The sequence below is a fragment of the Streptomyces sp. NPDC058307 genome, assembly GCF_042880295.1.
Lineage (GTDB): Bacteria > Actinomycetota > Actinomycetes > Streptomycetales > Streptomycetaceae > Streptomyces.
Genome location: NZ_JBHVYZ010000014.1, coordinates 1 through 12,869 on the forward strand (window position 1 = coordinate 1; position 12,869 = coordinate 12,869).

At 71.3% G+C, this 12,869-nt stretch carries 11 protein-coding genes; 8 read left to right on the forward strand and 3 right to left on the reverse strand.

What is annotated here, in order from left to right:
* Positions 1 to 23 precede the first annotated feature (23 nt).
* Positions 24 to 1,823 carry a S8 family serine peptidase gene (locus tag ACFVYN_RS12825; protein ID WP_389996634.1) on the reverse strand — a complete coding sequence of 600 codons (1,800 nt, stop codon included), beginning with the start codon at positions 1,821 to 1,823 and terminating at the stop codon, positions 24 to 26.
* Between the two features lie 442 nt (positions 1,824 to 2,265).
* On the opposite strand from ACFVYN_RS12825, the gene ACFVYN_RS12830 reads away from it, so the two are divergent.
* Positions 2,266 to 3,201: a lytic polysaccharide monooxygenase gene (locus tag ACFVYN_RS12830; protein ID WP_389996943.1), complete on the forward strand. Its 936-nt coding sequence runs from the start codon at positions 2,266 to 2,268 to the stop codon at positions 3,199 to 3,201.
* Between the two features lie 18 nt (positions 3,202 to 3,219).
* Here the strand turns inward: ACFVYN_RS12830 and ACFVYN_RS12835 are convergent, their stop codons facing one another.
* Positions 3,220 to 3,882: a Tat pathway signal sequence domain protein gene (locus tag ACFVYN_RS12835; RefSeq protein ID WP_389996636.1), complete on the reverse strand. Its 663-nt coding sequence runs from the start codon at positions 3,880 to 3,882 to the stop codon at positions 3,220 to 3,222.
* A gap of 659 nt (positions 3,883 to 4,541) precedes the next feature.
* Here ACFVYN_RS12835 and ACFVYN_RS12840 point away from each other — a divergent pair.
* The 7 genes from ACFVYN_RS12840 (at position 4,542) to ACFVYN_RS12870 (ending at position 11,089) form a co-directional block, all read left to right on the forward strand.
* On the forward strand, positions 4,542 to 5,207 hold the full coding sequence (locus tag ACFVYN_RS12840) for a DUF6230 family protein (protein WP_389996639.1): 666 nt from the start codon (positions 4,542 to 4,544) through the stop codon (positions 5,205 to 5,207).
* Positions 5,207 to 5,725 carry a DUF6114 domain-containing protein gene (locus ACFVYN_RS12845; RefSeq protein ID WP_389996642.1) on the forward strand — a complete coding sequence of 173 codons (519 nt, stop codon included), beginning with the start codon at positions 5,207 to 5,209 and terminating at the stop codon, positions 5,723 to 5,725. The genes ACFVYN_RS12840 and ACFVYN_RS12845 overlap by 1 nt, the downstream gene beginning before the upstream one ends.
* A gap of 436 nt (positions 5,726 to 6,161) precedes the next feature.
* Complete coding sequence (locus ACFVYN_RS12850; protein ID WP_389996645.1) at positions 6,162 to 7,172, forward strand: substrate-binding domain-containing protein; 1,011 nt, start codon at positions 6,162 to 6,164, stop codon at positions 7,170 to 7,172.
* Positions 7,173 to 7,258: 86 nt separating this feature from the next.
* A complete protein-coding gene (locus ACFVYN_RS12855) occupies positions 7,259 to 9,715 on the forward strand; it encodes a nitrate- and nitrite sensing domain-containing protein (protein ID WP_389996647.1) in 2,457 nt (818 codons plus the stop codon).
* A gap of 10 nt (positions 9,716 to 9,725) precedes the next feature.
* Complete coding sequence (locus ACFVYN_RS12860) at positions 9,726 to 10,148, forward strand: roadblock/LC7 domain-containing protein (RefSeq protein ID WP_007385469.1); 423 nt, start codon at positions 9,726 to 9,728, stop codon at positions 10,146 to 10,148.
* A gap of 1 nt (position 10,149) precedes the next feature.
* The gene (locus tag ACFVYN_RS12865; protein WP_389996650.1) at positions 10,150 to 10,509 is read left to right on the forward strand and encodes a DUF742 domain-containing protein; all 360 of its coding nucleotides are present in this window, start codon (positions 10,150 to 10,152) and stop codon (positions 10,507 to 10,509) included.
* Positions 10,496 to 11,089, forward strand: coding sequence for an ATP/GTP-binding protein (locus ACFVYN_RS12870; protein ID WP_389996652.1), 594 nt, complete (start codon positions 10,496 to 10,498; stop codon positions 11,087 to 11,089). Before ACFVYN_RS12865 ends, ACFVYN_RS12870 begins: the two co-directional genes overlap by 14 nt.
* A gap of 239 nt (positions 11,090 to 11,328) precedes the next feature.
* Here the strand turns inward: ACFVYN_RS12870 and ACFVYN_RS12875 are convergent, their stop codons facing one another.
* The gene (locus ACFVYN_RS12875; RefSeq protein WP_389996655.1) at positions 11,329 to 12,837 is read right to left on the reverse strand and encodes a M81 family metallopeptidase; all 1,509 of its coding nucleotides are present in this window, start codon (positions 12,835 to 12,837) and stop codon (positions 11,329 to 11,331) included.
* Between the last annotated feature and the right edge of the window lie 32 nt (positions 12,838 to 12,869).

A 12,869-nucleotide genomic window follows, 5' to 3' on the forward strand; every position in this document is an offset into this window, starting at 1 on the left:
GCCCGCTCGTTGGGGGCGTTGGCTCAGAAGGTCAGCTTCCAGCCGTTGAGCGTGCCCGTGTCCTGCGCCGCCGTGTCCTGGACGCGGAGCTTCCAGGTGCCGTTGGCCGTCTCGGAGGAGGCGTTCACGGTGTAGGTGGCGTTGACGTTGTCCGCGGAGTCCGAGGAACTCGCCGCCTTCAGGCTGTACACCGTGCCGTCCGGGGCGACCAGGCCGATCGTCAGGTCACCGCGGTAGGTGTGGGTGATGTCGACGCCGACCTGGAGGGTCGAGGGGGCGTTGCCGCTGCGGCCGCTGACGGTGACGGGGGACTCGATCGCGGAGCCGTTGTCCGGGATGGCGACGGCGGTGGTGCTGGAGAAGGTCGTCCCCGTCGTCGTACCGCCGCCGCTCACGGCCGCGACCGTCTTCGCCGCGTCGGCGAGGCCAGCGCCGCAACCGCCCGAGCAGGCGCCCGGCAGTGGACGGGCGTTGTTCTTGATGGCGGTCTCGATCTGCGCCGGGGTCAGCGAGGGGTTCGCCGACTTCACGAGCGCGACCAGGCCCGCGATGTGCGGGGTGGCCATGCTGGTGCCCTGGTAGTAGGCGTACGACTCCGAAGCGGGCGTCGAGGCGCCGGAGTTGAGGGTGGACAGGATGCCGTTGGCGGTGCCGGTGCTGGTCTGGCCGCCGGGCGCCGAGATGTCCACCAGGGAGCCGTAGTTGGAGTACGAGGCCTTGGCGCCCGAGCGGTTGGTCGCGGCGACCGAGATGATGTTGTTGCAGTTGCCCGGCGAGTGGCCGGAGACGTTCTCGTTGTCGTTGCCGGCGGCCACGACGACGGTCGTACCGCGGCCGACGGCGTTGTCGATGGCGGTCTGGGTCGCCGAGGTGCAGGCGCCGTCGCCGCCGAGGCTCATGTTGATGACCTTGGCGACATTGGTGTTGGCCGGCACGCCGGAGACGGTGCCGCCGGACGCCCAGGTGATGCCGTCGATGATGTCGGAGTCGTAGCCCCCGCACTTGCCGAGGACGCGCACCGGGGAGATCTTCGCGCCGTACGCGATGCCCGCGACGCCCTTGCCGTTGCCCGTGACCGCGGCGATGGTGCCGGCGACGTGCGTGCCGTGCCAGGACGAGCCGGAGGCCGGGATGCCCGAGCCGCATTCGTTGGCCGCGTAGTAGTCGCCCGGGTCGGCCGGGTTGCTGTCGCGGCCGTTGCCGTCGACGGAGACCGCGGTGTCGGAGATGAAGTCGTAGCCGCCGACGATGTTCGCGGCGAGGTCGGAGTGGGTGACGTAGCCGGTGTCGATGACGGCGACGGTGACGCCGCTGCCGGTCGAGGTCGCCCAGGCCCCCGGCACGTTCATTCCGGCCGTGGACTCGAACAGGTCCCACTGCTTGGCGTACTCGGTGTCGTTCGGGTCGGCCTGCGGCTTGTTGAGGCGGTCCGGTACGACGTAGGCGACCTGCGGGTCGGCCCTGAACTCGGCGACCACGTCGGCCACTTCGGCCTTGCTGGGGTCCGCGCCCAGGTCGACGAGGGCGGCGCCGGTGCCGAGTCTGCGCCGGAAGTCGGCGTCCTTGGCGGCGGCGTCGGCCTCGGCGGCCTTGTTCGAGGTGGCCTCGGCGGCGCCGGGCTTGTAGCCGACGATGAGGCGCTCGGCCTGGATGCCGGGGGCGGCCTCGGTGAGTGCGGCCGGGACGGCGGCTTCCTGGGCGAGGGCGTCCTGGGCGGGCGTGTCCTGGGCGACGGCGACGGAGGCCGTACCGACCGAGAGCAGGGCCGCGGACACGGCGGCGGCGGATATCAGCTTCCGCCTCAGGGAGGGGGAGGTACGCAAGGGCTTGCCTTTCGTGGCCGTGCTCCGGGCAGCGCGGAGCGGCGGTCGAATCGCTTCGTCGATGAAGCGGCGGGGGGTGAAGTGGGGGGGGTGAAGCGGCGGGGGGAAGCGGTGGCGGGTGATGCGGCGGGGTGAAGCCAAGAGCGCGGCGGCCGGCCAGCTGGAGGCGCATGACCCGTTCGGGGTTACCTGTGGGTCAACTGTGGTCGAACGATAGGCAAAGAGCAGGTCATGCGGATACAGGGGAAACCCTTGACCCGGCCGGAAACCCACCCTCTACGGTGGCCGGTTGACCGTGGATGGCCGCTTTGCCGGGTCTGCATCGAGGCGTCTGGAGCGCGAGCAATCCGGTGCGCCGGTGAACGCGTGAGGGCCGCGTCCCGTACTGCACGGAAGCCCGTCGTTTCCGCGCCGCCCGAGGAGGCGTTTCCGGATGGCCCGGATGCCCTGCACCCCAGCCCGCCGTACGAGTGCGGCGCTCGCCGCCCTGACCCCGTTCCTGCTGACCGTGTTCGCCGCGGCGCCCGCGCAGGCCCACGGCGCTCCCACCGATCCGGTCAGCCGGGTCTTCGCCTGCTCCCCCGACGGCGACTCCTCGGGCACGGCCGCCTGCCGGGCCGCCGTGACGGCGAACGGCTCGCCCTTCACGGCGTGGGACAACCTGAGGGTCGCGAACGTGAACGGCCGGGACCGGCAGACGATCCCCGACGGGAAGCTGTGCAGCGGCGGCCTGGCCGCCTACAAGGGCCTCGACCTGACCCGCTCCGACTGGCCGGCCACCCGCCTGTCCCCCGGCGCGACCCTGACCATGAAGTACGCCTCGACGATCCCGCACACCGGCACGTTCCGCATGTACCTCACGGAGCCCGGCTACGACCCGTCGAAGCCGCTGACGTGGTCCGACCTTCCGGAGCAGCCGTTCGCCCAGGTGAAGGACCCGGCGCTGACGAACGGCGCGTACCGGATCAGGATGACCCTGCCGAAGGACCGGACGGGCCGGCAGGTGCTGTACACGATCTGGCAGAACAGCAGTACGGCGGACACGTACTACTCGTGCTCGGACGTGGTGTTCCCGGGCGCGACCGACAAGGCCGGGTCCGGGGCGGGCGCCGCCGCGTCGCCGACGCCGTCGAAGTCCGCACAGAAGGCGAAGAAGCCCGGGAAGAGCCCGGTGCCGTCCACTTCCGCCCCCGCGCCCACGCCGAGTCCTTCGCTGGTCCGTTCGGCGGGCGGTGCTGCCGTCCCCGACTCCACTCCGGTGGCCGCGGAAGCCGATCCCGGCTCCGGACCGTCCGCGCCCATGATGGCGGGCGGCGCCGCCGCGGTGCTGGTGCTCACCGGGGGCGCCGCCCTGGCGCTTCGTCTGCGCCGACGCTGAACTACGTGGTTACGGAGTTCAGTTGACGTAGACCGGCTGGCCGTCGGCGGTCACCGGGCTGTACTTCGCGGTCCAGAAACCGCTGGCGGGGCAGAGCGAGGAGCCGGACGTCCGGGTGAACTGCTGGTTGGCGAACTTGATGCTGTTGTCGGTGTTGTCGGCCGTGCCGGACAGGCCGGACGCGGCCTGGTAGACACAGCTGACGCTGCCCAGCAGGGTGCGCAGCACGACGGTGGTCTGGATGACGGAACCGCTCGCGGGGGTGACGGAGACGGTGCCGTCGGAGGACACGTCGGTGGTGTACGGCAGGTTGTTCACCGTGATGCTGGTGACGCCGAGGACACCGATCACATTCGAGGTGCAGTTGCTGAAGGTCTGCCCGGTCAGGGACTCGACGGCGGTGCCCGGTGCGGCCGGGTTGCTGCCGACCGTGGCCGTGAAGGTGGAGGCGGTGCAGCTGATGCCGCTGGTGCCCGTCGAGCTGGAGTAGAGGGTCGCGTTGGTGCCGGCGGCCAGGGACGCGCTGATGGACGTGCCCTCGGCGACGTTGGCGCCGCCGACCGCGCCGGTGGTGAGGACCGCGACGTCGTCCGCGGCTGCGGGGGCGGACGCGGCCACGGCCACGGGAAGCGCGAAGGCGGCGGCAGCGGCGGTGAGGGAGAGCAGAGAACGCATACGCATGGGGGATTGCCTCTTTCCTGAGGTGAGGGTGGGTGTGGGGGGCGCGGACGCGTGTCGGCGTCCACCGTTGCCGGCCGTCACGCCTTCTCCGTACGTGACGGCCCGGCAACGGCATCAGGCCGGCGACCGGCCAGGGCCCTATGGGGGAGGGCTCAGGCCGGGCCGGGCAAGAAAGGGCGATCCCGGTACGGCCCAGGGGGAACGGCCGGTGCGGGTGCCGTGGAGGATCGGACTCGGGCGGTGAAGAGCCCGTGAGGGACAACTGGTCCGGGAATGCGGGCAGGTGCCGCCCGACGGCTTGGATCCGGCGCCACGGATCCGAGGAAGCCAGGGAGAGTTGTAGACCTGATCATCCGTCAACGTCAAGGTGCGGGACGGGAGTTGATCTTCGATCGTCGGGTTTTGCCGTCGTCAGGCGCCTTGTTGATCACGGCTGGCACATAATCAACACCCTTTACTCACAACTTGCTTGACCCACGGGCGTAACCGCCGGTAACTTCCGTGGCATTACTGCGGAGTACGCGAAAGCCCTTGCAGCCGCCGGGGGCCGGGAGGAGACGTGCACCGCAGCCGCCGTCCGCGCCAGGACATCAAGCCACTGAAGCCGCACATCCGCACGTGAGCATCACTTGCGTTGACTATGCCCCTGGGAGCAGCACATGGCCTCGTCCGTCGGCACCACCCCCGAGATCCCCGAAAGCGGTTCCGCACCCCAAGCCCCCGACAGCCCCGCGAGACGCGGGCGGGTCCGCGGACGCCGAGCCGCGATCATGGCCGTACCGGCCGTCGCGATCACCGCGGGTCTCGCGATCATGACCGCCCAGGGTGCCTTGGGTGTCCAGTTCGCCATCTCGGGCATGCCCTTCACGGTCACCGCGGAGAGCCTCGACGGCACCGGGTTCGAGCAGTTCGGCGGCCTCGACAACATGGCGGACAACAGCCCGAACGCCGGTGACACCGGTGGTCAGGTGCTGGTCGTGACCTCCGCCATCAAGAGCGCGACCCTCTCCAAGCTGTGCCAGAGCGTCGACCTGGGCGGCACCAACCTGAAGATCGAGGCGGGCAACGGGAAGGACAAGGTCCAGGCGACCGACCTGACCACGGACTCGACCGCGATGTCCGGTAACGCCAAATTCGACAACATCGAGATCGGCAACGACGCCAGCACCCTCACCAAGGCAGGCGTGAAGGGTCCCATCGGGGTCTTCAGCCAGCAGGCCGACCACGTGTACATCGACACCCTGCGGCAGACCAACTACGCGACCACGGCGGGCGTGTTCAAGCTGCCGGGCCTCAATCTGACCTTCAGCAGCAAGGCCTGCTGATGGAGGGGCAGGAGCGGGAGGGCGTTCAGCAGCCTGTGGCCGGCCAGGACGCGTTCACCCGCTGGGTGTACGGACGGCCTTTCTTCGGCGGGCTGTGGCTCACCCTGGGCGGGGCCTGGATCCTGCTCACCATGAAGGCCTCGGTGAAGGTCGTCCTGCACGTCGGGATGCAGGGGGTGGCGGGCTACCTCCTGCCGACACTGATGGTGCTGCTGGGGCTCCTGATCCTCTTCAGCCCCGACCAGCGCCTGTTCTACTCGATCACCGGCGTCCTGATCTCCATGGGCACCTGGGTCACCTCGAACCTGGGCGGCTTCATGGTCGGCCTCCTGCTGGGGGTCGTGGGCAGCGTCCTGACCTTCGGCTGGCTGCCCGACCAGGACCCGCGGGTCGGCCGCCGCGAGCGCCGCGGACCTGCGCAACAGGACGGACCGGCGACCGGGACGGGTCAGGCCGGTACCGACACCCACACGGCTCAGGCGGGAACGGTGGTCGGCCCACCGAGGACCGCGCAGTAGTCCCGGACGCGGAGCCGCCTTCCTTTTCCGGAGTCCCGACCGCGCAGGCACGCCCGTCACACACCGGGCAGCCTGCGCGGTCGGACGCGTTCCTCGACCGCCGTGTCACCGTGACGCGTGACGACGTAGGCACCCGGCAAGGCGTGAGTCGCCGCCGAACCGGTGCAGGTTTGACTCCGCCCCGCCCAGGTCGGCGTGGAGGGCGGGCGCGGCGACCTGGACGACGGTCGCGTCCAGCAGGTTCACGGCCTCACGCAGACGGGAAGATCATTACGATGCGGAACCGAGAAGTCACTACAAGGGGCTGATCACTTGACTACCGGCGGTCACACGCGGTTGGCTCCTGGCCAGTGAAAGTTCAACCGGTCGGCGCGCCCGCGTCCGGCCGCACTTTCGCGTTCCGCCTGCCAGGCCGCACAGCGAGGTGCCGCACCCCATGAACACTCCTCCCCCACCTCGGACTTCCGTGAGATCCCTGCGCTTGGCCGCCCTCACCTCCGTCGCCCTCCTGTTGCTCGTCGGCTGCTCCGGCGGCGACTCCCGGCTCGACACCGGCACGGCCGGCGCGAAGGAGGCGGACTCCGCGGGGCTGAAGGTCGCCCTGATCACCCACGGCGGCGAAGGAGACGCCTTCTGGGAGCTCGTGCAGAAGGGGGCCGAGGCCGCCGCCGCCAAGGACGGCATCGACCTGACCTACGCCAACGACTCCGATCCGGCGGGGCAGGCCCGGCTGGTGCGCGACGCGATCGGTGACCGGGTCGACGGCATCGCGGTGACCCTGGCCAAGCCGGCCGCGATGAAGGCCCCGGTGGCCGAGGCGCGGGCGGCCGGCATCCCGGTGGTCGGCCTCAACTCCGGTATCGACGCCTGGAAGTCGCAGGGGCTGCTGGAGTACTTCGGCCAGGACGAGATCGAGGCCGGCGCGGCCGTCGGCGACAAGCTGAACGGCCTGAAGGCCAAGCACGCGCTGTGCGTCATCCACGAGCGGGGCAACGTCGCCCTGGAGGCGCGCTGCGCCGGCGTGAAGAAGACGTTCGGCGGCGAGACCGAGAACCTGTACGTGGAGGGCACCGACCCCGAGGCCGTGGACACCGTGCTCACCGCCAGACTGCGGCAGGACCCCGGCATCGACGAGGTCGTCACGCTCGGCGCGCAGTTCGCGCTGGACGCCGTGGACTCGGTGAAGGCCGCCGGCAGCAGGGCCCAGGTCGCCACCTTCGACCTCAACAACAACCTGGCCAAGGCGATCCGCGCCGGCAGCGTGCAGTTCGCGGTGGACCAACAGCCGTACCTGCAGGGCTACCTGGCCGTGGACTCCCTGTGGCTGTACCGGACCAACGGCAACGTCAGCGGGGGCGGTGTGGCTCCCGTGCTCACCGGGCCCGCGTTCGTCACCCGCACGAACGTCGCCGCGGTCGCGCGGTTCGCCGCCGCCGGCACCCGGTGACCTCCCCGCCCCGACAACCGCTCCCCCTCCCCGCCCCGACAACCGCTCCCCCTCCCCCGGAAACACCCCACCGCCCAAGGACGACCATGCCCGACCGGAAAGGCGCCCGGCGCCGCCTCGGCTCCATACGTCTCTCCCTCATCATGCTGGCGCTGGTGCCGAGCGTCACGCTGGCGGCGATGTGGGGTGTGACGACCACGCAGTTGTTCTCCGAGGGCCTACGGCTGCGTTCGCAGACCGAACTGAGCAGGTCGACCGGCGCGATGGGCACCGAGGCCACCCTCGCGCTGCAGGGGGAACGCGCGACGTCCGCCGCCCGGCTGGCCGGGGTGCCCGGTTCCCGGGCCGCCCTGGACGAGAAGCGGGCGGCCACTGACTCGGCGGTCGCCAAGCTGGTGAGGCGGTCCGAGGAGATCCAGCGGGCGCCCGCGCGCATCGCCGACCAGCTGTACTCCGTCCTCGGCTCGGTGGGCAGCCTGGAGTACTACCGCGACCAGGTGGACCACCCCACCGACATCACCGCCGAGCAGGCCCTCGACCAGTACACGTCGATCATCGACGCCCAGATACACGCCTTCCAGCAGCTCTCGCAGGTCGACGACGGCGACCTCACCTCGCAGGCCGGACCGCTCGTCGCCCTCGAACACGCGGCGGAGCTGACCTCGCAGGAGGACGTGGCGCTCACCCTGGGCTGGCCGTCCGGGCATCTCGACGAGAAGGCCTGGGAGCACTTCGTCCAGCTGGTGAACACGCGCCGGTGGCTGGTCGAGGACCAGATCGTGCCCGCGCTGAGCGGCAGTGCGAAGACACAGACCGAGCAGATCCTGTCGAGCGCGGACTGGCGGACCCTGACGGCGGTCGAGGACCAGGTCCTCGCCGCGCGGCCGGCCGCCGGTACCGGGCGGGTGGCCCTGCCGGACGCGGGCAAGCGGTGGACGGCCGCGATGGACAAGGTCTCCGTCCGCTACACCGGCCTGATCCGGCAGCAGACCTCCGGGCTGCTGACCCGGAGCGCGGACAAGGCGCACAAGCAGCTGCTGACGGCGGCGTCGCTCAGTGCGGGCGGTCTGATCGCGCTGCTGGTCTGCCTCGTCATGTCCTGGCGGATCACCCGCTCACTGTCCCGGCGGCTGCGGGGCCTGCGGGAGGCCACGCTGGGCCTCGCCCAGGAACGGCTGCCGGACGTGGTCGCGCGGCTGGAGCGGGGCGAGAAGGTCGATGTGGACCGGGCCGCGCCGGAGCTGGACTACGGCTCGGACGAACTGGGGCAGGTGGCCAAGGCGTTCAACGCGGCACAGCGGACGGCCGTGGTGACCGCGGTCGAACTCGCCGACACCCGGCGGGGGTTCCAGAAGGTGATCCTCGGGATCGCCCGGCAGAGCCAGAACCTGGTCAACCTCCAGCTCAGCCGACTGGACACGCTGGAGCGCGAGCACCAGGACCCGGACGTCCTGTCGGGACTGTACGAACTCGACTCCACGGCCAGCCAGTTGCGGCGGTACGAGGAGAACCTGGTCATCATCAGCGGTGGGCAGCCGCGGCGCAGCTGGACCGAGCCGGTCGCGCTGATCGACATCCTGCGCAGTGCGGTGGGTGAGGTCGCCGAGTACCAGCGGGTGGAGGTGCACACCGAGGAAGAGGTCTGCCTGGCCCCGCCCGCGGTCGCGGACGTGATCCACCTGCTGGCCGAACTGATCGAGAACGCCACGCTGTACTCCCCCGCGCCGAGCCCGGTCGGGGTGCGGGCCGCCCTGGTAGCCAAGGGGCTGGCCGTCGAGGTCGAGGACCGGGGCCTCGGCATGTCGGAGGACGAGTACGCCGCCTTCAACGCCCACTTGGCCCAGGCTCCCAAGTTCGACGTGGTCGCCCTCGCCGACGACCTGCGCCTCGGTATGTTCGTCATCGCCCGTCTCGCCAACCGGCACGGCATCCAGGTGACCCTGCGCTCCTCGCCGTACGGCGGAACGACGGCGATCGTGCTGATCCCGCACGAGATCGTCGTACAGGAGGAGGGCGAACCGGAGGGTCGGGGTGAGGTGACGGCAGCGGCCACCGCGGCGGAGACGGCCGGGGAGACGGATGCGATGACGACTCCTGCGGACGGTACGGAACGTACGACGGACTCGGCGGAGTCAGTGGGTGTGCTGGACGCGGAGTCGGCGGTCGGGGCCGGGTCCGGGCGGACGGGGGTCCGGCCGGACCCGGTGGCGCCTGACACCGACGCCCCCCGCCCCGGCGGACTCACCCCGCTCCCCCGGCGGGTGCCGCAGACCAGCCTCGCCGTCGAGCTGCGTGAGGAGGCCTCGGCGGTTCGCGAGGAGGAGGACGCCGACGAGTTCACCGCGGACCACGCGGCCTCCTCGCTCGCCGGGTTCCAGCGCGGCACGCTCCGCGCCCGGGACGAGGACGGCCTCCTCGACCCCCCCGAGGACGCGAGCACCGCCGACACGAACGGTGCGCCCGGCCCCCCGGCCCCCGCCGGCACCCGCGCCCCGCAGGACCCGCCCGTCGCCGCCCGTGCTCCCCACACCGATCGCTCATGAAGGACATGCCATGACACGCCCCACCCCCGCCACGCACACCCAGCTGGACCAGCTGCTCACCGGACTCGTGGAGCGGGTCGCCGACGTGACGCAGGCTGTCGTGCTCTCGGAGGACGGGCTGGTCGTCAGCAAGTCCACCGGGTTCCTGCGCGACGACGCCGAGCGGCTGGCGGCGACCGCGTCCGGTCTGATGAGCCTGAGCAAGGGCGTCAGCATGGACTTCCGGGGCGGCCCGGTGCGCCAGGCGCTCATCGAGATGGCCAACAGTTTCCTGGTCCTCACCTCCGCGGGACCCGGCGCCCACCTCGTCGTCCTCACGGGACCGAACGCCGACGTCGGTGTCGTGGCGTACCAGATGAACATGCTGGTGAAGAAGATCGGCGAGCACCTCAGCGCGGCACCACGGGCCGGCATCGGCCCCACCGGCGGGTGAGGTGACCGACAGTGACGCGTCGGGCCGGTTGGTGCGACCGTTCGCCCTGACCGGTGGACGGACCAGGCCCAGCCGCGCCGACTTCACCCTCATCACGACGGTGACCGCGGTCGACCCGCCGCCGGAAGGCGCCCCGCGCCCGCAGGCCGAGCAGACCCGCATCCTGCGCCGGTGCGCCCGCCCGGTCGCCGTGGCGGAGCTGGCCGCGCTGCTCGACCTCCCGGTCAGCGTGGCCGTGATCATGCTGTGCGATCTGCTGGAGGCGGGCCTGATCACCGCGCACCCGCCGCGTCCCGTCTCGCCCACTACCCCGGACCTGGACCTGCTGCAGAAAGTGAGGGAAGGCCTTGGCCGGCTCTGACACGCTCGCCACCGGGACAGCAGGTACTCCCGCGGCACCCGACACCGTCAAGATCCTCATCGCCGGGGGCTTCGGCGTCGGCAAGACCACCATGGTCGGGTCGGTCAGCGAGATCACCCCGCTGCGCACGGAGGAACCCCTCACCGTCGCCGGCCTGGGCGTCGACGACCTCGCCGGGATCGAGGAGAAGCGGGCCACCACCGTGGCCATGGACTTCGGCCGGATCACCATCAACGACGAACTCGTGCTCTACCTCTTCGGCACGCCGGGCCAGCAGCGGTTCTGGTTCATGTGGAACGACCTCGCGGTCGGCGCGCTGGGGGCGGTCGTCCTGCTCGACGTGCGCCGCCCGGAGTCGAGCTTCGCCGCGGTGGACTTCTTCGAACGCCGGCGCATCCCCTTCGTCGTCGCCGTGAACGGTTTCGAGGGCCGGCACCCCTACCCGGCCGAGGACATCAGGGAGTCCCTGGCCCTCCCCGAGGACGTCCCGGTGGTGCTGTGCGACGCACGGCGCCGCGAGTCGTCCCGGGACGTGCTGATCGCCCTCCTGGACCTGCTGATCGCCGCGGCCGTCGACTAGGGCCTGTTGCGAAAGTGGCCTCGTCGCCCGGAGGGCGGCCGTGCGGCGTCCGGTGCGTGCTCTGGGGGTCCCCCCGGCCGAAGGCTGGGGGAGTGCCGCACGGAAGCCCTCGTACTGGGCGTACTCGGGCTTTCGGGCGGTGCGGCGAGTGGGGGTCCCTCCCACGCCTTAGGGCAGTGGGGGAGCGTGCCGGGCGTCGCGCGGCAGAGGCCACTTTCGCAACAGGCCCTAGCGGCGCCTCACTCGTCCGGCCCGGTCAGCTCCTCGTCCGAGGAGGGGATCAGCCGGGCCCCGAGGTCCGGGTCCGGCATCTCCCGGTCGAAGGGGAACATCGGGCGGCGGATGCGGTGGTGCCCCAGCCGCGGCAGGTCCTGGTCGACGCCGCCCGGGGTGAGGGCCATCTTCCAGTCGGCGGCCATCGCGAACAGCTCGGGTTCCAGATACCCGATCTTGACGAGGACGACGTCCGCCTCGCGCGGCGCCAACTCCAGGTCGGTGAAGTCGCGTTCGTGGTGGTACGGCTTCCTCAGCCGCGTCAGGATCACGTACACGCTCCCCACCCGCAGCACCGCCTCGGTCACCGCGTGCTCGTCACCGTGCCGGATCGCGTGCACCACGCCGGTCAGGGTGAGCGGGCCCGCGTGGCGGTCGTCGACCTCGGCACCGGCGGTGACGGTGACCGTGGCACCGACGCCGGCCCGTACGGCCGTATCGACGGCGGAGGGGCCCGGCAGCGAGGCGTAGACGACCACAGGACCCGAGGGATCCTGGAACTCCGGGCGGGCCAGCACCTGTCGGAGCCCCCACGTGACGTCACCGGCGCCGCCCGCCGTCGGGTTGTCCCCGGTGTCGCTGATGAAGTACGGCCGGTTCGGGGAGGCCAGGGCCGCGTCCAGGCACTCCTCCAGCGTGCCGGTCGGGGCGACGAAGCCGAAGTCGTGGCGGGCCTTCCAGAAGCCGTGGGCGAGCCGTTCGGCGCCGGTCGTCACCGCGTCCGCGGAGGAACCCGTGACGACGACGGCGGCCCGGTTGCGGGGCTCGTCCGCCCACGCGTAGCCGACCCAGATCGCCGCGTCCGTCACTCCCTCGGCCGCCTCCACCTCCGCCACGGCCGCGTAGACGCTCTTCGCCGGTTCGATCCGGGTGGAGGTCTGCTCGCCGGCCAGCAGCACGGGCACCGGGATCCATGCCTTGACCGGGCGGGGGGCGCCGCTCGTGAGGTGGTCCACGAGGTTGCGGGCGGCCCGCTCCTTGGTCTGCATCGCGTCCTCGTGCGGGGCCATGCGGTAACAGGTGATCAGGTCGGTGCGGTGGACGAGTTCGCGCGAGACGTTGCCGTGCAGGTCCATGGAGGCGGAGACGATCGTGCCGGGGCCGGTGATCTCCCTGATGCGGAGCAGGAGTTCGGCCTCGGCGTCGTCCAGGCCCTCCACGGTCATCGCGCCGTGGATGTCGTACCAGAGGCCGTTGCCGGGGCCCAGTTCCCGGAGGCGGTCGAGCAGTTCACGGGTCAGCTCGGCGTAGGCGGCGGCCGTCACCGTACCGCCGGGCAGTGCCTTGCCGACGAGGGTGCCTCGCCAGTCCGCCGCGTCGCGCAGTGGCTGCCCGGGGGCGAGGAAGGGGTAGCGGGTGAGGACGTCGTCGCCTCGCAGGGGGTGGAAGGCGGCGGCTTCGGTGCGGGCCGGGGAGAAGGTCGAGGACTCGATGCCGAGGCCTGCGATGGCGATTACGGGGCGGGATGAAGGCACGGTTGCTCCAGGTCCGTTGTTGTCTGCGCGTT

Bases quoted from the DNA above. Each gene is read 5' to 3' on its own strand.
- ACFVYN_RS12860 (WP_007385469.1), top strand. From the start codon at position 9,726: ATGACACGCCCCACCCCCGCCACGCACACCCAGCTGGACCAGCTGCTC.
- ACFVYN_RS12835 (WP_389996636.1), bottom strand. From the start codon at position 3,882: ATGCGTATGCGTTCTCTGCTCTCCCTCACCGCCGCTGCCGCCGCCTTC.
- ACFVYN_RS12840 (WP_389996639.1), top strand. From the start codon at position 4,542: ATGGCCTCGTCCGTCGGCACCACCCCCGAGATCCCCGAAAGCGGTTCC.
- ACFVYN_RS12830 (WP_389996943.1), top strand. From the start codon at position 2,266: ATGCCCTGCACCCCAGCCCGCCGTACGAGTGCGGCGCTCGCCGCCCTG.
- ACFVYN_RS12845 (WP_389996642.1), top strand. From the start codon at position 5,207: ATGGAGGGGCAGGAGCGGGAGGGCGTTCAGCAGCCTGTGGCCGGCCAG.
- ACFVYN_RS12855 (WP_389996647.1), top strand. From the start codon at position 7,259: ATGCCCGACCGGAAAGGCGCCCGGCGCCGCCTCGGCTCCATACGTCTC.
- ACFVYN_RS12850 (WP_389996645.1), top strand. From the start codon at position 6,162: ATGAACACTCCTCCCCCACCTCGGACTTCCGTGAGATCCCTGCGCTTG.